Source organism: Xanthobacter sp. DMC12 (assembly GCF_056314105.1).
In genome coordinates this window covers 249,054-270,467 of sequence record NZ_JBQUYZ010000003.1, presented here as the reverse complement: position 1 = coordinate 270,467, position 21,414 = coordinate 249,054, and the positions used below count along the sequence as shown (strand labels likewise).

The window sequence follows — 21,414 nt, the reverse complement described above, 5'->3', positions numbered from 1 at the left end:
ACGGCCATCCGCCCGCGCGCGCGGCTCTTCGACTGACGCCCGTCCTCTTTCCGCATCCAGGCGAACTGGGCATGGCGGAGTGGAGCGAAGTCCATTTGGAGAAAGGCGAGGGGAGGGGCCGGCATCTCACATGAAGATGCGCCGGCCCATCGCAGTCCACTTGCTCGACAGACAATATATTATTGTCTGCCAATCCGTATGATTTGATTTTTTGCGTATGACAGGTGCCTGTCCCGTTCTAGGCCACGCCAACGGCGCGAGTGGTTGGCTCTTCGTCCTCGGCGTTCTTGTCGACGGCGTCGATGCCGACGGACATACCCTTGAACTCAGCATCGCCGTAGATCGTCGCGAATGCCGCGTCCGAGGCGTCACGACCCACGCCGATGCGGACCAGGCCCTGAAGGGCGGCCTGCCGTGTCGCGTCGAACAGATACCATTGTCCGCCGAGATAGGCCTCGAACACCGCGTGGAAATCGGGCGGATCGAGCTGCCACGCATAACCGCTGGCAAAGCGGGCGGGAATGTTGAGGGCACGGCAGAACGTGATGCCGAGGTGGGCGAAGTCACGGCACACACCGGCCCGCAAGACCATGGTGTCATACGCCGAGGTCTGGGAATCGCTGGAGCCGCGGACATAGTCGACGTGCTCGTGGATCCAGTTGCAGATCGCCGTCACACGGGTGTGGCCGGGTTCGATCTCTCCGAACTCGCGGCGGGCGAAGCGGCCGAGCTGGTCCGACTGGCAAAAGCGGCTTGGATACAGATAAGGCATGATGTCGAGCGGGAGGTCGCCGACCGGCAGCTCCTGGATGCTTTCGGGCGCCTCGTCGATCATGTCAACCTCGACGACGGCGTGGTAGCTGACGTGAAATGGCCCGGGAGAGGCGTTCACGCGGATGAACCGGCTTCCCCCCTCGTCATCAGCGAAGCGCTCGATGGCGAATGCGGGGTTGAGGCTGAGGCTTTCGACAATGATGCGCTGGCGATGCAGCGCGGCAGCCTCGACATTCAGAATGAATACGGCGGGAGACTTCACGTCGTATTCAAGGCTCGATCGCACGGCAAAGCGCATTTTCCGTCCCCATCGGTGGGCCTGAAGGCGGTGAGGAGACGCTTGGCGGGGCGTATTGTTCCGCTTCCGAAACGAATTACCTTCCGATACCGCCGAACCGTGCCCGGCAAGCGTCTGTCGGGAGTCTCTCGTACGACGGGGCGCCTCGCCGGCGCGCCGCCGGTGCGCGATGTCGAGGCGGCGAGGCGCAAGGGCTCGGTGGCGGCTTGAGGGCGGATTGGCTTGCCTGCCACCGTGTCATGGGGAAAGGCGGCTGCGGATAGCCCAAGTCACCCCGGGGGGCCGCGAGACGTTCGATCTCTGCAACGAGGCGCTCGCACGCCGGCGCTTCGGCACGCAGGGCATCCGCGAAGCGGAAGTGGATTTCAGCCTTCTGTCCGTGTCCCGAAGGACAACGCTGAGTCATGGCCCGCGACAAGGACACGTCCGGCCTCACCGCCGAGCGGCGGGCCTGGCGCATCGCCGGCCCCTGCGACGGCGGGCACGAGGGGAGATGCAATCCGTCTGCTCACCCCTGGTCGCCTCCGCCGACCGGCAGCACGGTTCCCGTGATGTAGGAGGCCTCGTCGGACGCAAGGAACAGGATGGCGGCGGATATCTCTCGGAGTTCGCCATAGCGGCCGAGATGGGTCGAGCGAACGGTCTGGTCTACCACCTCCTGAATCCACGCCTTGCCTTGCTCGGACGGCACGTCGGTGCCGCGGGGGATGCGACGCGGCGGCGCGGAGACCCCGCCGGGCGCCACCGCATTCACGCGGATGCCGGTGCCGGCGAGCTCGAACGACAGCGACGCGGTGAGGGCGTTCACGCCGCCCTTCGAGGCCGAATAGGGAATGCGGTTGATGCCCTTGGTGGCGATCGAGGAGACGTTCACGATGGAGCCGCGCTTCTGCGCCAGAAGATAGGGCAGCACCGTGCGGCAGCCCCACAGGGTGGGGAAGAGCGAGCGGCTGATCTCGGCGGTGATCTGGCGCTCGTCGAATTCCTGGAACGGCTGCATCCAGATGGCGCCGCCCACGTTCGTCACCAGCACATCGATCGCGCCGTACGTTTCGTTGGCCCGTGCCATCACGCGCTCATTGCCGGCCCAGGTTTCCAGATCCTCTTCCATGGCCACGACGCGCCCCGCGCCGTGCACCGCCTCGATCTGCTGCGCGATCTCACGCACGATGGAAGAGCGATCCACGATCACGAGGCGCGCGCCCTCGTCGGCGGCGTCCAGCGCCACCTGCATGCCGACGCCCTGCGCGGCGCCGGTGACGATGACGCTCTTGCCCTCGAAGCGCCGGGCGGGGGTCGGATCTGCCATGGCTGTCCTCCTGTGGAGGCCCGTTGCGGCGGGCCAGCCGTATTGGAAAGGTACCGGCCGGCGCGCACCGGCCGGTGTCATCAGTGCGCGGGAACGTGGTCGCGGTGAACCACCGTCTGCGGGGCGTTGGCGTTGTCCTTCACCAGCACCACGTCGAAGCGCGTACGGGCAAAGGGACCGTTGAGACCCGCGGCATGGATCTCATCCGGCGTATCGACCCGCTCCAGAGACACCACCAACTCATCGCGCGTGCCGAAGGCGAAGTCCGTGTAGAGATACTTGTCGCCGGTGAAGTTGAACTGGGTCGTCAGCTGGCGATGACCAGGCGCCGACACGAAGTAGTGCACATGGGCGGGGCGCTCGGCATGGCGGCCGAAAGCCGTCATGAGCTGACGGGTGGCGCTCTCCGGCGGGCAGCCATAGCCGTTCGGCACGATGGTGCGGGCACGGTAGCGGCCGTCAGCGTCGGTCTCGATGCGGCGGCGCAGGTTGTAGGGCGCCTGCTCGCCGTCGATGAAGGAGTACCCGCCCTTGGAATTGGCATGCCAGATATCGACGATCGCGCCGGCGATGGGCGCGCCGTCCTCGTCCGTCACCTGCCCCTCGATGATGAAGACCTCGCCGGCGTCGGAGCCATCATCCATGCGCGCCTCGCCCTTGGAGAGCGGGGCGCCTGCGACATAGAGCGGACCCTCGATGGTACGCATGGTGCCGCCCGAGAGTCCGGCGAGGCGCTCGGCCTCGTCGAGCCTGAGGTCGAGGAAGTGCTCAAGGGCGACACCGGGCACCATGAGGCCCAGCTCGTCGTTTTTCGCCGCCCGGCCGATGAAGCCAACGGCGGCCCAGAATTCGTCCATGGACACGTCGCACTCGTCGATCACCTGCATGATGCGGTACAAAAGCTGCTCCGACACCTGCTTGACGCGGGCATTGCCCATGTCGGTCCCGGCGCCGACGGCGCGGGCGGCGAGTTCCTTCTTCTGGGAATCGGGGATGAGATTGGCGGGCATAGCGTTTCCTGGTGTTTTGGTTTGATGGGGCAGGCGGGAGAAGCGTCCGGCGCGTCTACCGGGCGCCCGCGACGACGTGAAGGGAGCGCTCCGCGCGGTCGCGCCGGAAACGGTTGACCTGCTGCTCGCAGAGCGTGATGCCGAGGCCCGGCCCCGTAGGCACGGTGATGCCGAAATCGGCATACTCCAGCGGGGTCTCAAGGATATCCTCGGTCAGCAGCAGGGGGCCGAACAGCTCGGTACCCCATTCCATGTTGCCAAGGGTGGAGAACAGATGCGCGGAGGCGGCGGTGCCGACACCCCCTTCCAGCATGGTGCCGCCATAAAGGCCGATGCCCGCCGCTTCCGCAATGGCGGCGACGCGTCCGGCGGCGAACAGCCCGCCGGACTGCTCCACCTTGAGCGCGAATACGTCTGCGGCGGCCTGGGCGGCGAGGGCGAAGGCGGTCTCCGGGCCCGTCAGCGCCTCGTCCGCCATGATCGCGAGCGAGCTCTCGCGGGCGAGGCGGCCGAGGCCCGCGCTGTTGCGCAGCGCGACGGGCTGCTCCACGAGATCGACGCCGGCCTCCGCGAGCAGTGGCAACATGGCGGAGGCGGTGGCTTCGGACCACGCCTGGTTGATGTCCACCCGCACCGAGGCGCGTGCGCCGAGCGCTTTCTTGATGGCGGCCACATGGGCGACATTGGCGCGCGGGTCGCCCTTGCCGATCTTGAGCTTGAAAATGTTATGCCGACGCCGCGCCAGCATCTCCTCCGCCTCGGCGATGTCGCGGCCGGTGTCGCCGCTGGCGAGGGTCCAGGCCACCGGAAGGCGGTCGTGCTGACGTCCACCGAGCAATTCGGAGAGGGGAAGGCCGACCCTCTGCCCCATGGCGTCGAGCAGGGCGGTTTCCACCGCACACTTGGCGAAGTGGTTGCCCTGCACGCACGTTCCGATGGTCGCCATGGTGCGGCCGATGCGGCGCGCATCGCATGCCCTCAGGATCGGCGCGAAATAGGTGTCGATGGCAAGCTTCATCCCCTCGGGGCTCTCCGGCCCATAGGCGAGGCCGCCGATGGTGGTGCCCTCGCCGATGCCGACGATGCCGTCCGACATGCGCAGACGCACGATCATCAGCGTCTGCTGGTGGATGGTCGTCATGGCAAGCTGGTGCGGGCGGATGGTCGGCAGGTCGACGAGGAAGGTTTCGATATCAACGACTCTCACAGCCTCGGGCACGGTCTTGCTCCTGGGTCATCGGAGAGGAATGGCAGCGGGCGAATGGCCCGGATGAGTGAATCTCGATGTGCGAAAAGATGTCGGACTGAATTTGTGCTGCTGAATTATTTCCTGAAATTGAGATTGATACTTTCCGATTGATGGCCGCGGCTTGAATGCCGCGGCCCGTCCGGGGTGGTGATTGCGCTGCAATCGGATTGGCCGTCCTCTAGTGGGCGGCCGGCACCGGAACACCCTGCTCCTCGCCGGATGCACGAACCGTGAGGGTGGCCAGCGCGGCGATGGTCAGCGGGATGGCGAGCGCCATGAAGTAGCCGGAGGGACCCGCGCCCGTCAGAAGCTGACCGCCGATGGCGGAGCCGACGATGGCCCCCGAGCGGCCGATTCCGATTCCCCAGCCGGTGGCGGTGGCGCGAAGCTGGGTGGGATAGGCATTGGCGATCAGATAATTGAGCACGAGCTGCTGGCCGCCGATGCCGAAGCCGGCGAGCGCAATCAGCGTGAACACCACCGGCCAGCGGTCGCCGGCAAGGCCGAGGCCAATCGCGACGCCGATGCCCACGAGGAACATGCACACCAGCAGCTTGCGGGCGTCCACCTTGGGCAGGAAGGCCGAGAGCGGCAGCGCCATGGCGATAAAGGCGGCGTTGACAGTCACGGTGCCGTAGGCCGCCTGCGCCTTCTCGAGGCCCAGCGTCGTGAGCGCGGTGGGCAGCCACTGGAGCAGCAGGAACCACGCGATCCAGTTGAACAGGTAGATGGCCGAGATCGCCAGCGTCACGTTGCGGTAGCGGCTCTCGAACAGCCCTGCAATGGAGGCGCCGTGCGTCACCTTGGCGGGGTTCACGAGGCGCACGCCGTCGGGGATCCTCTGGCCGGTCATCTGCTCGATCAGCTTGCGGGCCTGGTTCTGGCCATCATTCTGCTTGCGGGAGACGAGATAGGCCGGGGATTCCGGCAGCAGGAAGTAGATCACGACCATCAGCGCCAGCGGCACCACGCCGCCCAGCAGGAAGATGCCGCGCCAGCCGAGCACCGGCAGCCAGCTCGCCGCGATGAGGCCGCCCAGCATGGCCCCGGCAGGCAGGCCGAGCAGCACGCCGGTGATCATGAGGCCGCGCTTGGAGGAGGTGCTGTATTCGCCGGCGAGCGCCAGCAAGGAGGGCGTCGCGCCGCCCATGCCGATGCCGATAAGGAAGCGCAACACGATGATCTGGGTGGGCGAGGTGGCGTAAGCGCCCATCAGCGAAAACACTCCAAACAGGAACACCGCGATGAGGATGGCCCTGCGGCGCCCGAATTTGTCGCCGAAACTGCCGAGGCCGATCGCGCCGAGCGTCATGCCGATGATGGATGCGGTGATGACCCAGGTCATGTCCGCCGCCTTCATGCCGAAGTCCTGCGCGATCGCGGGGCCGATAAAGGCGATCGACTGGGTGTCGAAGCCGTCGAGCAGCGCGATCAGGAAACACAGCACGACGACCGCCCAGCGGCGGCCGGTCATCGACCCAGCGTCGATAATGTCCTTGATGTCCCGTGTGACGGCAGTGGGCGTTGGCATGGGGTCTCCTCAGATGTTCTGACGTTTTGGAAAGGAGGTGGCTATGTCTCGGCGCAGTTCGGCGGCGAAGAGATGCACGGCGGGAAAAAGACGGCGAGCCGTGAGCCCGACATGCCGGCATTCGGCTCCGACGCCATGGCCTGCGGCGTCGCGGGTGTCTCGGCGCCGGCGGTGATGGTTGCGTGCGGGGCGATCGCCCAGAGGATGGCCTCGCGCCCGCGGGCATATCCGTCCCGGTCGATGGCGCGAAAGCCGGACGTGGCGATGCGGTTGGCGAACATGGCCCTCCCACGGCTTCGGCCGCGCAGTGTTCCAGTCGGGGGCCTTCGGCACCTCCGTCCGGACGTTTCTTCCCTGCGCGGCAAACTACGGCGCAAGAGGTCGGTGGGCTAAGACCAAATGAGTGTATATTCATACTTTCAGGGTATGTAAGACGATGCGAACGGCGGGGTATCGGGCAAAAATAGCGCTGAATTGAGTGGGTTGGCGCGGCGACCATACTTCTCAGGTATCGAAACGGGGCGGGACATGGACCTGCGGCATCTGCGCTACTTCACCACCGTCGCAGCGGAAGGCTCGTTCAGCCGCGCGGCCGAGAAGCTCAATATGGCCCAGCCGCCGCTCAGCCGGCAGATCCAGCAGCTGGAGGAGGAAATGGGCGTGCGCCTGCTCGATCGCGGGAGGCCGCTGACCCTGACCGAGGCTGGCCGCCATCTGTTCGAGCAGAGCGTGCAATTGCTCCAGCGGGTGGAGGAAATGAAGGCCACCACGCGGCGCATCGGGATGCGCTTGGTCTTCCAGTTCAACATCGGCTTCGTCGCGTCCACGCTCTACGACGCGCTGCCGGAGCTGATCCGTGAGTTCCGCATCCTTTCACCCGAGGTGCAGGTGCAACTCATGGAGATGACGACGCTCGAGCAGATCGCCGCGTTGAAGGACGGGCGCATCGACGTGGGCTTCGGCCGCCTGCGCTTCGAGGACGATGCGCTGGTGCGCGACGTGCTGCGGGAGGAAACGCTGTGCATCGCCGTCTGCGCGTCGCACGAGATGGCAGGGGCGAAAGTGCGCCCGCGGCTCGCGGACGTCGAGGCCGAGCCGCTCATCCTCTATCCTCACTCGCCGCGCCCGAGCTATGCCGATCAGGTGCTGTCCTTTTACCGCGATGCCGGTATCACGCCGCGCATCGGCATGGAGGCGCGCGATGTGCAGACCGCGCTGGGATTGGTGGCTTCGGGCGCCGGCATCTGCGTGGTGCCGGCCTCGATCCGCCGGCTGGGGCGCGGCGATGTGCGTTTCCTCGACCTCGACGAGCCCTTCTCGAGCCCGATCATCCTGAGCCACCGCCGCAACGACGGCTCCACCTTGCTGCGCCAGATGCTGCAGCTCACCGAGCGCCTCAAGACAAGAAGCTGACTTCTCCGTGCTCGGCCATTTCCGTGGGGCCGCGCCTGAGACAAACATGCGCGTGACCAGATAACCGCCCGCCCCGATGAACCACCTCACCCACACCGAACGTAGGGTCCAGCACCGCCGCGAACTGGCGATGCGGCGGTGCAGATCCTCGTTCGGCAGTGCGCCTCGGTGGCTGCCTTCACCTCCCTGGGCAGGACCGACGAAGTCATCCGCGATGCTGGTCCGGCTTCGCCTTCCAGACCCCGACGATGGCGCCGCGCATCTGTTCGAGTGTTCTCCGGCTACTTCACGAGCGGGCAGCCGCTGTCCTTGACCGGGATGTAGGCCTCGGTGCCGGGCACGGTCTCAAGGAGGGTGAGATAGTCCCAGGGGCCCTTCGAATCCTGGGGCTTCTTCACCTCGAACAGGTACATGTTGTTGAACACGCGCCCGTTCTCGCCGATCTTCGCGTCCTTCATCATCATGTCGGTCACGGGCGTGGCGCGCATCTTGGCGGCCACCTTGTCGGCGTCATCCGTGCCGAGCTCCTTCACCGCCTGGAGATAGTGCCGGACCGCGGAGTAGACGCCCGCCTGGTTCATGGAGGGCTTGCGGCCGGTCTTCTCCTCGAACTTCTTGGACCAGGCGCGGGTTTCGTCATTCATGTCCCAATAAAACGAGTTGGACAGGATGAGGCCCTTCGCCACCGGCAACGTCAGCGCGTGGATGTCGTTGATGTTGAGGAGCAGGCCGGCGAGCGTCTGGCCGCCCTGCGGCAGGCCGAACTCGGTCGCCTGCTTCACCGAATTGATGGTGTCGCCGCCGGCATTGGCGAGGGCCACCACCTTGGCACCGGAGGCCTGCGCCTGCAGCAGGAAGGAGGAGAAGTCGGACGTCGCGAGGGGCACGCGTACGCCGCCTTTCACGGTGCCGCCCATGGCCTTCACCGTCTTGGACGCCTCCTCCTCCAGCGAATGGCCGAAGGCATAGTCGGCCGTGATGAAGAACCAGCTCTTGTCGCCCTTGTTCACCAGCGCGCGGGCGGTGGCGGAGGAGACCGAGTGGGTGTCCCACGTCCACATGAAGCCGTAGGGGCTGCACGCCTTGCCGGTGAGGTCCACCGAGCCGGGGCCGGACATGAGGAAGATGCGCTTGCGTTCCTTGGTGATGGCCTGCACGGCCAGCGCGGCGGCGGAATTGGGCACGTCCGCGATCACGTCCACCTGCTCGGTGTCGATCCATTTGCGGGCGAGGCTCGCCGCCACGTCCGCTTTGTTCTGGTGATCGCCGACGATGATCTCTACCGGCACGCCGTTGATGGCGTTGCCGAACTCTTCCGCCGCGAGCCGCGCCGCCTGGGCCGAGCCCTCACCGTTGATGTCGGAATAGACGCCGGCGAGGTCGGACAGGAGCCCGATCTTGATCTTGCCGTCCGACATCTGCGCCGAGGCCGGTCCAGCGAGCCCGGCGACAGCCGTGCCGATCGCCGCGGCAACCATGAGACCCTTCATGCGGTTTCTCCCTGCTTTATGTTTGCCTGATCTTTTGTTTGTCTGATCCGCACTGAACGCGTCGACGCGCGCCTCGCACACCTCAGCGGGCGACGTAGCCGCCATCCACCGCCAGCGTCGTGCCCGTGACGCCCGAGCCCGCCGGCGAGCACAGGAACACGACCGCGCCGGCGATCTCCTCCGCCGTCACGGGGCGCCGGATGGGCTGGTTCTGGAGGAACACCTCCTTCACCACGTCCTCGGGCGACAGGCCCGTGACCTTCGCCTGGTCGGCCACCTGCATCTCGATGATGGGCGTCATCACCATGCCCGGGCAGACGGCGTTGCAGGTGACGCCCGTCTCCGCCACCTCGATGGCGATGGATTTGGTGAGCCCCACGAGGCCGTGCTTGGTGGCGACGTAGGCGGCCTTGTGCGGCGCGCCGACGAGCCCGAGCACAGAGGCAATGTTGACGATGCGGCCGAAGCGCCGCTCCGTCATGGAGCCGATGACCGCCTTGCTCGCGTGGAAGGCCGCGGAGAGGTTCACCGCGACGAGGCGGTCCCACTGCTCATCCGGAAAGTCCGCCAGCGCCGAGACATGCTGGATGCCGGCATTGTTCACAAGGATGTCCACCGGGCCTATTTCCGCGCGTGCCGCCGCAACCAGCGCGCGGACTTCGGTCGGCCGGCTCACGTCGGCCCCGTGATAGCCGATCTTCGTACCGGCGGACGCGGCGAGATCCGCGCGGACAGTCTCGATCTCGCCTGCGTCGCCGAGCCCGTTGAGCATCACGTTGCAGCCCTCGGCGGCAAGAGCCCGCGCGATGGCGAGTCCGATGCCGGAGGTGGAACCGGTGACGATGGCGTTGCGGCCTTTCATGGCGTGCTCTCTCATGTGTCGTGAACCTCGAACCGGCGCAGATGGTCCGCAAGGCGCGTGCGCACCGCCTGCGCTTCCGCGTCGGTCCAGTCCCGGAAGCCCCCGCCGGACTTCATGCCGAGGCGGCCGGCGGCGACCAGCTCTTCCAGTAGCGGAAGGGGGCCGGGCGTGCGATCGAGATCGTGAAGCACATAGCGGTGGACGCTGAGCGTCAGGTCCGTGCCGACAAGGTCGGCATTCTCCAGCGGCCCCAGCACCGCAAGGCGCCGGCCGAAGCTCTCCTTCACTACCTCGTCCACGGTCGCGGCATCGCAGACGCCAGCCTGAACCAGCGCGATGGCCTCGCGCCACATGGCGTGCTGCAACCGGTTGCCGATGAAGCCGGGCACGTCCCGGCGCACATGCACCGGCTTCTTTCCGATGCCGGCAAGGAGCGCCATCATGGCCGCGACCTCGTCCTCGCCGGTATCCTCCGCCTGCACCACCTCCACGAGCGGGATCTGGTGCGGCGGGTTCCACCAGTGCGTGCCCATGGCCCGTCGCCGGTGGGTGAGCCCCGCCATGATCTGCGTGATGGGAATGACCGAGGTGTTGCTGGCGATCAGCGCGTGAAGCGGGGCGGCGGCCTCGATCTCGGCGAACACCTGCTTCTTCAGCTCAAGATCTTCCGGCACCGCCTCGATGATCACGTTGGCACCGGCAACCGCCGCGGCGAGCGTGTCGGCGGGCGTGACCCGGTCGGCAGTGGCGGGGTCGGCTCCCAGCTCGTCGAGGCTCTTGCGGATGCGGTCGGGAATGCCGGCGCGCCGCGCCGGATCCGCGTCGTGAATGGAAACAGGCAGCCCGGCGCCAGCGAACGCCTGCGCGATGCCATGGCCCATCAGGCCGGCGCCAATGACGGCGATCCTCTTCGGCTGCATTTCATCCCGATGTCTTGCGCGCCCGCCAGTGCCGGCGATCTGTTTTGACTTTTCCTGCGCAAGGCGCGTGCCAGCGGAGAGGGCGAGGCGCGGAGGTCGCAAAATCAAGGCGTTGCGCGGGCTGTCCGGCCAAGCTCAATGCCGTTTTTGTCCAACAATCCGGACGCGTCAGCCGCGGCATTGACAGCATCAGGCGGCCCGGGGCTTACATCGACGGTTGACAGCCGGCGCTCCGGCTGATGTCCAGTTGAGCGACAGAGCTTTCCAGATAATTGGACACGCATCCTCCGGATGGCCGCCATGACCACCATCACCGACGAATGCTTCGCATCTGCCAGAGCCCTTCTGGGCGTGGTGGAGGGCATGATCGACGGGGCGACCCTGGTCGATCGCGAGTCCCGGGTCGTCTGGTTCAGCGAAGGCCAGCTGGCGCTACTCGGCAAGCCGGACCTTGCCGAACTCGTGGGGCAGGAGATCGAGCGCGTCATCCCCCATAGCCGGATGCGCGAGGTGGTGGAGACCGGCCAGCCCCATCCCCTGGACATCATCCAGTACGGCGATCGCTGGCTTCTGGTGACGCGGCTGCCTCTGCGGGACGAGACGGGCGCGATCATCGGTGCCATCGCTTTCGCCCTGAAGGACAGCATTCCCTATCTCAAGCCCATCGCCGAGCGGCTTCATCAGATGCAGTCGCGCCTCGCGCGGATGGAGCAGGCCTTCTCCGCCAAGCGGGCCGTCCGCTTCACCGCCGAGCATATCCTCGGCGCGAGCCCCGCCATGCGGCAACTGGCGCGCCTGCTGCGCCGGGCGGGCGAGGTCGGGTCTGCCGTGCTGCTCCTGGGCGAGACCGGCACGGGGAAGGAAATGGCCGCGCATGCCATCCACGCCGCCTCCAAGCGCATGAGCCGGCCATTCGTGGCCATCAATGTGGCGGCCGTGCCGGAGAACCTGCTGGAGGCGGAATTCTTCGGCGTCGCGCCGGGCGCCTTCACCGGCGCCGCCCGCCAGCCGCGGCCGGGCAAGTTCCAGATCGCCCATGAGGGCACGCTGTTTCTCGACGAGATCGGCGACATGCCGCTCGCCCTGCAGGCGAAGCTGTTGCGCACGCTGCAGGATGGAGAGGTGGAGCCCGTCGGCTCCAACCAGCCGTCGCGTGTGGACGTGCGGATCATCGCCGCCACCAGCCGCCCGCTGGCCGACATGGTGCGTGCGGGGACGTTCCGGCAGGATCTCTATTACCGGCTCAACGTGCTGCCCATCCACCTGCCGCCCTTGCGCGAGCGGGCGGGAGACGTGGAACTGCTCGCCACCCGCTTCAGCGAGCAGACCGCCGCCGCATTCGGCGTGACCGTGCGTCCGCTGACGGCGGCCGCCGTCGCGCGGTTGGCGCGCCACGACTGGCCCGGCAATGTGCGCGAGCTGTCCAACGTCATCGAGCAGATCTATGTCCGCAGCGATGGCGCGCGGATCGAGGCGAGCCATGTCGCGGACGTTCTCCCATCCGTCGCGGACGAGAGCGAGGCATCGCCGGTGCTTGATCTCGCCGGCGCCGTCGCAAGGCTGGAGCGCTCCATGATTGCCGACGCGCTAAAACAGGCTGCCGGCAACAAGCAGGAGGCGGCCAGACTGTTGGGTCTCTCGCGCAGCAGTCTCTACGCAAAGATCAAGCAATACGGGACCGCCTGACATCGACGACACGCTGGCCGGCGCTGTTCGCGCGCTGGCAGCAGCGGCCGCGCTCGCCATGTTCCGGTTCAAGCCGGGACTGCTCTCCCCGCTTGCCGCATACGGGTTGGCGGCGATGATGCTCGTGGGCAAAGGGCCCGGCACAGGGAACGGACCGCCCAACTCGCGGACGAGGTGGAAGGGCTGCGTGTCGCAGTCGCCGGCGTGCTGCTGCGGGCGCGGCTGGAGGTGACGGCGTAGGGGGATGGAGGGGCTTTTCCGCCGCACGCTTCATCCGAGCTTCACGGCCCCGATCTGCATGAGAACGCCCAGCCGGTCCACCTGCAACCATGCCCGCGTGAGCTTGCCTTGGCTGGCCTCGTAAATGGCAATGCCCTGCTGAACCGCAACCTTTCCGGTCGGGGCGAAGCCGGACAGCGGCCCAAGCTGCGCCGCCTCAAAACGCCAGCGGACGCAGGCCTTTTCGTCAGCTTCAAACAGATCCTCGATTTCGAAGCGTAGGTCGGGAAAGGCTGCGACCATCCGTTCGACAGTCTGCCGAAACCCGATCGGGCCCTGTTCGCCATTGGACCCCACGAAGGTGTCCGACAAATATTCCGGCAGGCGATCGAGGCGGCGCGGATTGAGGCAATCCTCATAGAGGGATCGCACGAGTTCGGCGGGAGTCATGGATGGGGCTCTCATTGACAGCATGTTGTCAATCACATACATGACAACCTGTTGTCAACGTGCATATGTGATGGGGAGGGCGTCCTGGATCGCAGAAAGAACGAAGAACTGAGCTGCCTGGTCTGGGACATCCTCCAAGCTGGCAACCGGCTGGTCGAGGCCGGCAACAGACTCAGCGCGCCCTTTGGTCTGACGGCTGCGCGATGGCAGGTGATGGGGGTGATCGTCCAGGAGCCTGCGACCGTCGCCGATGTGGCGCGGCGTCTCTCACAGACGCGGCAGAACGTCCAGCGGCTCGCTGATGACATGGTGCGCGCCGGGCTCGTGGCATACCATCCTAATCCGCGGCACGCCCGCGCCAAGCTGCTCGCCCCCACCGCCCAAGGCGCTGACGCTTATCGCAGGCTGATGAAGGCGCAGGCGAAGTGGATCGATGCCCTTTCGGCCGCCATACCGGCTGAAGATATAAAGACGGCGCGTGGCCTGCTGGCGGCGCTTGGCTCGGCGCTGGAAAGAAATGGAGACTGAATCCGGGTTGGCGTTCTCACCTGGTCGGATTGCCGGTCAGAATCCCCTACACACCGTCCGCCTTCATGGTCTCGACTTCGAGTGATCTCACGACCTTGCGCAACGATTCCAGATAGCGCGAGGCCGCGACCGCAGTCGTCATGGCCGACGCGATATAGACGACGCTGAGGCAGCCCAGAAGGCCTTGCGCCCCCCGGATCGGAACCGCGATCCCGGCCATCTTCGGCTCTTCCGTCCAGTTCATGTGGTTGTGGCCATACCCTTGCTGCGCCACCCGGGCGAGGAGATCGTTCACCGCCGTCCGATCACGGGCCAGCCGGCATTCCATCCGCGGCTGTCGGGCGAGGAAATCGATGATGCGTTCGCGTTCATCTTCGGGACAGAAGGCGAGGTAGGCAGTGCCGCTCGCCGTCTGGAGCATCGGCAGGCGCCGGCCGATCATGGAGCGGTGGAAGGAGAGCTTGCTGAAGCGGTGGGTGGTCTCGCGCACCACCATGGCGTCCACGTCGAAGGTGCAGAGATCCGTTGGCCAGCCCACCTCCCGCAGCAACTGCCCGAGCAAGGGCGAGGCGAGGGCGGAGATCCAGTGCTCGTCGCGAAAGCCCTCGCTCAGCTCGCGCACCCGAAGGTTCAGGCAGTAACGATCATCGGACTCGCTGCGCCGGACGTACCCCTCCGTCTGCATCGTCTCAAGCAGCCGCTGCACGGTTGTGCGATGCAATTTGGTCAATTCGGCAAGGCGCGCGACGTTCGCGCCCCCATCCGTGCGGTTGAGGGCATTGAGGAGCGCGAGCCCCCGGCTCAGGCCCCGGACGTTCTTGTAGCGGCTTGCCTCCGCCATCTGGTTTCGCCCCCGACTTTCCCGCCAGCATAGTCCAGGCGCAAAGCGCCCGGTGCGATGGAGCGATGCCCGGACGCCGCCCCCGGCAATGGACGCAAAAGCGCGCCAAACCTCAATCTTCGTGGCGCGCGGATCTCTCCAACGCTTTTCAAATTATCGCTGGAGAGTATTTGAAATCAACGATGTGCACCAGGTGCACACTCGGGTGGTTTGAAGTTCCGTCTCCGCCTCGGCCGCCCCTACAGTGCAGCCACTCAAAATGAAGAAAGCGACCTGGAGGGGGGAGCTGGCCACGCGCTGTCGTTGGCCCGCAGCTTCCAAGGTCGAGGGAGCCATCATGACCATCATGCTCAAGTGCCTCTCGCACACGCCTCTGCGCGGCCTCAACGATCCTGCGTCGGAGGTGATTGCGGAAGTCGATGCCGTGCTGGCCCGCGCCCGCGCCGAAGTGGAAGCATTCGATCCCGAGCTGATCGTGATCTTCGCGCCGGACCACTATAACGGCCTCTTCTACGATCTCATGCCCCCCTTCGTCATCGCAACGGCGGCGGAATCGGTCGCCGATTACATGACGTTGCCGGGTTCACTCTCGGTGGCGCGTGATCTCGCGCTCCAATTGACCCGCTTCGTCCTCGACCATGACGTGGACGTCTCGCTCTCGCACCGCCTTCAGGTGGATCACGGCTGCACGCAGACGCTCGAGGAACTGACCGGCAGCCTGACCCGCTATCCGGTGATCCCCATCATCATCAATTCGGTGGCGCCCCCCTTTGCGCCCTATCGGCGGGTACGCCGCCTCGGCGAGGTGGTCGGCGAGTTTATCGCCACCCTTGACAAGCGCGTGCTCATCGTCGGGACGGGCGGCCTCTCCCACGAGCCGCCGGTGCCGCTGCTCGAAGGCGCGCCGGAAGCCATCGAGGAATTCCTCATCTGCGGCCGGAACCCCACGCCGGAGGCGCGCGCGGCGCGGCAGGCGCGCACCATCGCCGCCGGTAAGATCTACGGCACGGAACTCTCCGCCCAGACGCCGCTCAACGCGGAATGGGACCAGGCCTTCATCGACCTGCTGCTTGGCGGAAAGCTCGATGCCGTGGACGACTTCAGCATCGAGGATATCTCGCACGAGGCCGGCCGCTCCACACACGAGGTGCGCACCTGGGTGGCGGCCTTCGCCGCCCTTGCCGCCGCGCGGGGCGGATACACCGCCCGCCGCGACTATTACCGCCCGATCAACGAGTGGATCGCCGGCTACGGCGTCATGAGCGCCGAGCCACGCTGACAGCGTGCACGCGACCCCAGCGAGGAACGCCAGGAGAATCAGCATGTTGGACAGATCGAGCTGCACCCCCACCGAAACCGAGATCGTCGCCCGCGCGACGGCCATGATTCCCTGGCTGCGCGAGCAGGCGGAGGCGGTGGAGAAGGCGCGCATGGTGCCGGCCGCCACCATTCAGGCATTCCAGGATGCCGGCTTTTTCCGCATCCTCCAGCCGCGGCGCTGGGGCGGCTACGAGACGAGCCCCAACGTGCTCAACAGGGTGCTGATGGAGCTCGCCCGCGGCTGCCCCTCCAGCGCGTGGAACGTCATGGTCCTCGGTGTCCACCCGTTCGAGGTGGGCCTGCTCGATCCGCGCTGCGGCGATGAATTGTGGGGCGAGGACCCGACCCGGCTCGTCTCCTCCTCCTATGCTCCCTTCGGCACCGTAACGGCGGTGGAGGGCGGCTATGTGCTCAAGGGCGAATGGCTCACCTCCAGCGGCTGCGACCATGCCGAAGGCGGCGCCTTCCTCGGCGGCCGCGTCATGGAGAATGGCGAGCAGGTGTTCCGCTCCTTCTGGGTGCAGAAATCCGATTTCGAGATCGTCGACGATTGGTTCGTCGTGGGTCTTGCCGGCACCGGCAGCAAGAAGCTGGTGGTGCGCGAGGCGTTCGTGCCAGCCTATCGCAGCCACGTCATCGCCGCCTATGGCGAGGCGACTCACGGCCACGTGGAAAACCTCTACAAGATGCCGTTTTTCTACGTGTTCTACGCGGCGGTGTCGTCCGTCATCGTCGGCATGGCACGCGGCATGGCCGATCTCTACATCGAGCACATGCGGCCGCGGCAGAACCTGAACCAGGCCGTCGGCGCGGCGGTGAACGACCCCTTCATCAAGGCACGGCTCGGCGAGGCCACCGCGAAGATCCTGGGGGCGGAAACCCGCATCCTGCACAACACCGACGAGGCGTGGAGCTATGCCGAGCGTGGCGAGCTGGTGCCCATCGACGTGCGCGTCCGCCATTTCGCCACCAACCAGTTCACGGGCGGCGAATGCTTTGAAGCGGCCCACATGATCTTCAAGAAGACGTCGACGCGCGGTGTCTGGCTCAACAATCCCATGCAGCGTCAGCTGCGCGACATCCTGGTGGGTGCCAACCACATCACCCAGAACCAGGACAATATCGGCGACCTCCTCGGCGGTCAGCTGCTCGGCAATCCCATGCCCGCCGCCAACCCTTTCGGCGTGCGCGCCTGAGCCCCCGGCCATGACACAGAACACCAACACACAGAACATCAACCAGCGACTCGACTGGGCGGCGAGCGAAACCCTGCGTCACCTGCCCACCGCCAGCCCGGACGATCACCGCACCGGCATGCGCCACCTCGCTTCCGGCGTCTCCATCATCACCACGTGTGACGGCGAGACCAAGATCGGGCTCACCGCCACGGCGGTGTGCTCCGTCACCGTCGATCCGCCCCGCATGGTGGTGCTGGTCAACAAGAAGGTGGCCGCCGCCGACGCGATCCTCGCCAGCGGCTCGCTGTGCATCAACGTGCTCTCGGCCGGGCAGGCCCATCTCGCCAAGGTGTTCGCCGGGATGGTGGAGGGCGTGTTCGGCCCCGCCCGCTTCGAGCATGGCACCTGGCAGACCCGCGTCTCCGGCGCCCCCGTGCTGGAGGGGGCGCTCGCCACCTTCGACTGCCGCGTGGTCAAGGTGTTCGACGAGAGCACCCACCACGCGTTGCTGTGCGAGGTGCTGGACGCCTCCGAGCCGCCGGGTGGCGAGCCCCTGATCTATGTGAACGGCGCCTTTTGCCGCGTCAGCCCCCTGGAATCCTGAGCATGAGCGAACCCTTCACGGAAGCGGGCACCAGCCGCTTCGTCCGCGTGCCCGAGGCTGGCGGCGAACTCTCCATCCATTACAACGACTGCGATCCCGGCGATGCCCGCGAGACCGTCGTGATGCTGCATGGCTCCGGCCCTGGCGCGTCGGGCTGGGCCAACTTCAACCGCAACATCGCGCCTCTGGTGGAGGCGGGCTATCGCGTGCTGCTGGTGGATTGTCCCGGCTGGAGCAAGAGCGACACCATCGTCTCCACCGGCTCGCGCTCCAACCTCAATGCGCGGGTGCTGGCGGGCGTGGTGGCGGCGCTGGGGCTGGAGCGCATCCATATCCTCGGCAATTCCATGGGCGGCCACAGCGCCGTCGCCTTCGCCCTCGACCATCCGGGCAAGGTCGGCAAGCTGGTGCTGATGGGTGGCGGCACGGGCGGGGCAAGCGCCTTCGCGCCGATGCCCACCGAGGGCATCAAGCTCCTGAATGCGCTCTATCGCACGCCCACCATCGAGAACCTCAAGGCGATGATGGCGGTCTTCGTGTTCGATCCCAATGATCTGACCGAAGACCTCTACCGCACGCGCCTCGAGAACATGCTGAAGCGCCGCGATCATCTGGATAATTTCGTCAAGAGCCTCGAGGCGAACCCGAAGCAGTTCCCCGATTTCGGCCCCCGCCTCGGCGAGATCTCCGCCCCCACCCTCGTCATCTGGGGGCGCAACGACCGCTTCGTTCCGCTGGATGCCGGGCTGCGTCTCCTTGCCGGCATCTCGAAGGCGGAGCTGCATGTGTTCGGAAATTGCGGGCACTGGGCCCAGTGGGAGCACGCGGACGCGTTCAACGCGCTGGTGCTCGAATTTCTTTCAAGGTGATTTGAGATGAGCGCAGCAGCAATTGTCGCGGCCGCCGAAAGGCTGGCCGAGGCGGTGCGCACGGCGACGCCCTGCGAGCCGGTGCGGGACCTGATCGGCCTCGACCTGAAGGCCGCCTATGAGGTCCAGTTCCTCAACACCAAACGGGCGGTGGAGGAGGGGAGGCGGCTCGTGGGCCGCAAGATCGGCCTCACCTCGCGCGCCGTCCAGCAGCAATTGGGCGTCGACCAGCCGGACTTCGGCGTTCTGTTCGCCGACATGGAATATTGCGACGGCGAGGAAGTGCCCTTCGCCCGCCTGCTCCAGCCGAAGGCCGAGGCGGAAGTCGCGTTCGTGCTGAAGGCGGACCTCGCGGCGGCGGACGTCACCCCCACCGAGGTGTGCCGCGCCATCGATTATGTGGCCCCCGCCATCGAGATCGTCGGCAGCCGGGTCAAGAACTGGGACATCCGCATCTCGGACACCATCGCCGACAACGCCTCCAGCGGCGTCTACGTGATGGGCGCTCCCATCCGCCGGTTGGAGGACACGGACCTCGCCGGCCTCGGCATGGTGCTCAACCGCAACGGTACCGCCGCGTCGTTTGGTGGTGGCGCGGCCTGCCTCGGCAATCCGCTCACCGCGGTGCTGTGGCTCGCCCGCACCTGCGCCAGGCTCGGAACGCCGCTGAAGGCCGGAGACGTGGTTCTCAGCGGCGCCCTCGGCCCCATGGTCCCCCTTGCTCCCGGCGATGTGCTGGAGGCGCGCATCGCGGGGCTCGGCACAGTGAAGGTCGCCATCGGAGCCCCCGCCACCACGGAGACGCAGGCATGAGCACGCCCAAGATCAAGGCCGCGATCATCGGCTCTGGCAATATCGGCACCGATCTGATGATCAAGATCATGCGGATGTCGCGCCATCTGGAGATGGGCGCCATGGTGGGGATCGACCCCACGTCCGACGGCCTCGCCCGCGCGGCGCGGCTCGGGGTGCCGGTGACCCATGAGGGCATCGCGGGCCTCACCCGCCTGCCCAATTACGCTGAGATCGGTGTGGTGTTCGACGCCACCTCCGCCAAGGCCCACATCGCCAACGATGCGGTGCTGCAGAAGGACGGCAAGAAGGTCATCGACCTCACCCCGGCCGCCATCGGCCCCTTCACCATTCCGGCCATCAATGGCGAGACCAATCTCGACGCGCCCAACGTGAACATGGTCACGTGCGGCGGCCAGGCCACCATCCCCATGGTCCATGCCGTGCGCCGCGCCACCGAGCGGGTGATCTGGGGCGAGATCGTCGCCTCCATCTCCTCGAAGTCCGCCGGTCCCGGCACCCGCGCCAACATCGACGAGTTCACCGAGACCACCTCGAAGGCCATCAAGGTGTTGGGCGGTGCCGAGCACGGCAAGGCCATCATCATCCTCAACCCGGCCGACCCGCCGCTCATCATGCGCGACACCGTCTTCACCCTCTCCCAGGGCGGCACGCGCGAAGCCATCGAGGCCTCCATCCTCGACATGGTCGAGACCGTGAAGGCCTACGTGCCCGGCTATCGCCTGAAGCAGAAGGTGCAGTTCGAGGAGATCGGGAACAACGCGCCGGTCCGCATCCCCGGCGTCGGCCCGGTCACTGGCCTCAAGACCACCATCCTGCTCGAGGTGGAGGGCGCCGCCCATTATCTGCCGGCCTATGCCGGAAACCTCGACATCATGACTTCGGCCGCCCTGGTCTCCGCCGACCGCTGGGCCGCCCGTTTCCTCGCGAAGGAGGCCGCGTGATGGCCCGTCCCAACCCGGACAAGCTCTATATCCAGGACGTGACCCTGCGCGATGGCATGCATGCGGTCCGCCACCAGTATTCGCTCGACACTACCCGCGCCATCGCCCGGGCGCTGGACCGGGCCGGGGTGGACGCCATCGAGATCAGCCACGGCGACGGCCTCACCGGCGCCACCTTCAATTACGGCTTCGGCGCCCATGACGACCTGGAGTGGATCGCCGCGGTTGCGGAGGAATGCAGCCGGGCGGTCGTCACCGTTCTGCTCATTCCCGGCATCGGCACGGTGCATGACCTGAAGGCCGCCTACGACGCCGGCGCCCGCTCGGTGCGGGTGTGCACCCACTGCACCGAGGCCGACGTGTCCCGCCAGCACATCGAGGCGGCCCGTGCACTGGGCATGGATGCGGCGAGCTTCCTGATGATGGCGCACATGATCCCGGCCGAGCAGCTGGCCGAGCAGGCGAAGCTGATGGAGAGCTACGGCGCGGAATGCGTCTACGTGACCGACTCCGCCGGGGCGCTGCTGCCGGAGGACTATACGCTTCGGGTGAAGACGCTCCGCGATGCGCTGAAGCCCGAGACGGAGATCGGCGTCCACACCCACCACAACCTGACGCTCGGTGTTGCCAATGCGGTGGCGGGCATCGAGGCGGGCGCGGTGCGGGTGGATGCGTCGCTCGCCGGCATGGGCGCGGGTGCCGGCAACGCGCCGCTGGAAGCGCTGATCGCCGTGCTGAACCGCAAGGGCATCGCCACCGGCTGCGACCTCAATATCCTGATGGACGCCGCCGACGATCTGGTGCGCCCGCTGCAGGACAGGCCCGTGCGGGTGGACCGGGAAAGCCTCTCGCTGGGCTATGCCGGGGTCTATTCCAGCTTCCTGCGCCACGCCGAGGCCGCCTCGAAGACCTACGGCGTCGACACCCGCGACATCCTCGCCGAACTCGGCCGCCGCCGCATGGTCGGCGGTCAGGAGGACATGATCGTCGACGTCGCCCTCGATCTCGCCCGGGCGACGGCCGCCGCCTGACGGCGCCTCACGAAAGTTCACCGCTTCCGGTCCCGCGCGGGACCGGGAGCACACACAGACGAACCGCGGGGCCTG

At 66.6% G+C, this 21,414-nt stretch carries 21 protein-coding genes; 10 read left to right on the top strand and 11 right to left on the bottom strand.

Features of this window, described 5'->3' with window-relative positions; all coding sequences use genetic code 11:
- Positions 1-238: 238 nt before the first annotated feature.
- The 6 genes from ACT535_RS14390 to ACT535_RS14365 form a co-directional block, all read right to left on the bottom strand.
- On the bottom strand, positions 239-1,072 hold the full coding sequence (locus ACT535_RS14390; protein WP_168459035.1) for a transglutaminase-like domain-containing protein: 834 nt from the start codon (positions 1,070-1,072) through the stop codon (positions 239-241).
- Positions 1,073-1,580: 508 nt separating this feature from the next.
- Positions 1,581-2,381 carry a benzoate diol dehydrogenase BenD gene (gene benD, locus ACT535_RS14385; RefSeq protein WP_476364913.1) on the bottom strand — a complete coding sequence of 267 codons (801 nt, stop codon included), beginning with the start codon at positions 2,379-2,381 and terminating at the stop codon, positions 1,581-1,583.
- Positions 2,382-2,461: 80 nt separating this feature from the next.
- Positions 2,462-3,391 (bottom strand): dioxygenase family protein, encoded by a 930-nt coding sequence (locus tag ACT535_RS14380; protein ID WP_476364912.1) that lies wholly within the window; start codon positions 3,389-3,391, stop codon positions 2,462-2,464.
- A gap of 55 nt (positions 3,392-3,446) precedes the next feature.
- Positions 3,447-4,610, bottom strand: a complete 1,164-nt coding sequence (locus tag ACT535_RS14375; protein WP_476364911.1) for a muconate/chloromuconate family cycloisomerase — start codon at positions 4,608-4,610, stop codon at positions 3,447-3,449.
- Between the two features lie 208 nt (positions 4,611-4,818).
- Positions 4,819-6,171: an MFS transporter gene (locus ACT535_RS14370; RefSeq protein ID WP_476364910.1), complete on the bottom strand. Its 1,353-nt coding sequence runs from the start codon at positions 6,169-6,171 to the stop codon at positions 4,819-4,821.
- A gap of 41 nt (positions 6,172-6,212) precedes the next feature.
- The gene (locus ACT535_RS14365; protein WP_476364909.1) at positions 6,213-6,452 is read right to left on the bottom strand and encodes a hypothetical protein; all 240 of its coding nucleotides are present in this window, start codon (positions 6,450-6,452) and stop codon (positions 6,213-6,215) included.
- A 247-nt stretch (positions 6,453-6,699) separates the two neighbouring features.
- Between ACT535_RS14365 and ACT535_RS14360 the strand changes: the two genes are divergently transcribed.
- The gene (locus ACT535_RS14360) at positions 6,700-7,584 is read left to right on the top strand and encodes a LysR family transcriptional regulator (RefSeq protein WP_476364908.1); all 885 of its coding nucleotides are present in this window, start codon (positions 6,700-6,702) and stop codon (positions 7,582-7,584) included.
- 281 nt (positions 7,585-7,865) lie between these two features.
- Here ACT535_RS14360 and ACT535_RS14355 read toward each other — a convergent pair whose 3' ends face one another.
- From ACT535_RS14355 to ACT535_RS14345, 3 genes are all read right to left on the bottom strand, one after another.
- Positions 7,866-9,074 carry an ABC transporter substrate-binding protein gene (locus ACT535_RS14355; RefSeq protein WP_476364907.1) on the bottom strand — a complete coding sequence of 403 codons (1,209 nt, stop codon included), beginning with the start codon at positions 9,072-9,074 and terminating at the stop codon, positions 7,866-7,868.
- A gap of 82 nt (positions 9,075-9,156) precedes the next feature.
- A complete protein-coding gene (locus ACT535_RS14350; RefSeq protein WP_476364906.1) occupies positions 9,157-9,936 on the bottom strand; it encodes a 3-hydroxybutyrate dehydrogenase in 780 nt (259 codons plus the stop codon).
- An 11-nt stretch (positions 9,937-9,947) separates the two neighbouring features.
- Positions 9,948-10,856 carry a 3-hydroxyacyl-CoA dehydrogenase family protein gene (locus ACT535_RS14345; RefSeq protein WP_476364905.1) on the bottom strand — a complete coding sequence of 303 codons (909 nt, stop codon included), beginning with the start codon at positions 10,854-10,856 and terminating at the stop codon, positions 9,948-9,950.
- Positions 10,857-11,156: 300 nt separating this feature from the next.
- Here ACT535_RS14345 and ACT535_RS14340 point away from each other — a divergent pair, with 300 nt between their 5' ends.
- The gene (locus ACT535_RS14340) at positions 11,157-12,542 is read left to right on the top strand and encodes a sigma-54 interaction domain-containing protein (protein ID WP_476364904.1); all 1,386 of its coding nucleotides are present in this window, start codon (positions 11,157-11,159) and stop codon (positions 12,540-12,542) included.
- A gap of 270 nt (positions 12,543-12,812) precedes the next feature.
- Here ACT535_RS14340 and ACT535_RS14335 read toward each other — a convergent pair whose 3' ends face one another.
- The gene (locus ACT535_RS14335) at positions 12,813-13,211 is read right to left on the bottom strand and encodes an ester cyclase (RefSeq protein ID WP_168459025.1); all 399 of its coding nucleotides are present in this window, start codon (positions 13,209-13,211) and stop codon (positions 12,813-12,815) included.
- Positions 13,212-13,262: 51 nt separating this feature from the next.
- On the opposite strand from ACT535_RS14335, the gene ACT535_RS14330 reads away from it, so the two are divergent.
- Positions 13,263-13,739, top strand: coding sequence for a MarR family winged helix-turn-helix transcriptional regulator (locus ACT535_RS14330; RefSeq protein ID WP_476364903.1), 477 nt, complete (start codon positions 13,263-13,265; stop codon positions 13,737-13,739).
- Positions 13,740-13,785: 46 nt separating this feature from the next.
- On the opposite strand, the gene ACT535_RS14325 is transcribed toward ACT535_RS14330, so the two are convergent.
- Positions 13,786-14,580, bottom strand: a complete 795-nt coding sequence (locus tag ACT535_RS14325; protein ID WP_168459023.1) for a DNA-binding transcriptional regulator — start codon at positions 14,578-14,580, stop codon at positions 13,786-13,788.
- Positions 14,581-14,917: 337 nt separating this feature from the next.
- On the opposite strand from ACT535_RS14325, the gene ACT535_RS14320 reads away from it, so the two are divergent.
- Genes ACT535_RS14320 through dmpG form a run of 7 tightly spaced genes read left to right on the top strand, consistent with a single transcriptional unit; the run spans position 14,918 to position 21,339 of the window.
- On the top strand, positions 14,918-15,859 hold the full coding sequence (locus tag ACT535_RS14320) for a 3-carboxyethylcatechol 2,3-dioxygenase (RefSeq protein WP_476364902.1): 942 nt from the start codon (positions 14,918-14,920) through the stop codon (positions 15,857-15,859).
- A gap of 43 nt (positions 15,860-15,902) precedes the next feature.
- Entirely contained in the window at positions 15,903-17,096 is a 1,194-nt protein-coding gene (locus tag ACT535_RS14315; protein ID WP_476364901.1) for an acyl-CoA dehydrogenase family protein, read from the top strand.
- 10 nt (positions 17,097-17,106) lie between these two features.
- Complete coding sequence (locus ACT535_RS14310) at positions 17,107-17,682, top strand: flavin reductase family protein (protein ID WP_476364900.1); 576 nt, start codon at positions 17,107-17,109, stop codon at positions 17,680-17,682.
- A 2-nt stretch (positions 17,683-17,684) separates the two neighbouring features.
- The gene (locus tag ACT535_RS14305; protein WP_168459019.1) at positions 17,685-18,551 is read left to right on the top strand and encodes an alpha/beta fold hydrolase; all 867 of its coding nucleotides are present in this window, start codon (positions 17,685-17,687) and stop codon (positions 18,549-18,551) included.
- A gap of 6 nt (positions 18,552-18,557) precedes the next feature.
- The gene (locus tag ACT535_RS14300) at positions 18,558-19,364 is read left to right on the top strand and encodes a 2-keto-4-pentenoate hydratase (protein WP_476364899.1); all 807 of its coding nucleotides are present in this window, start codon (positions 18,558-18,560) and stop codon (positions 19,362-19,364) included.
- Entirely contained in the window at positions 19,361-20,308 is a 948-nt protein-coding gene (locus ACT535_RS14295) for an acetaldehyde dehydrogenase (acetylating) (protein ID WP_476364898.1), read from the top strand. The genes ACT535_RS14300 and ACT535_RS14295 overlap by 4 nt, the downstream gene beginning before the upstream one ends.
- Positions 20,308-21,339: a 4-hydroxy-2-oxovalerate aldolase gene (gene dmpG, locus ACT535_RS14290; RefSeq protein WP_476364897.1), complete on the top strand. Its 1,032-nt coding sequence runs from the start codon at positions 20,308-20,310 to the stop codon at positions 21,337-21,339. The genes ACT535_RS14295 and dmpG overlap by 1 nt, the downstream gene beginning before the upstream one ends.
- Positions 21,340-21,414 lie beyond the last annotated feature (75 nt).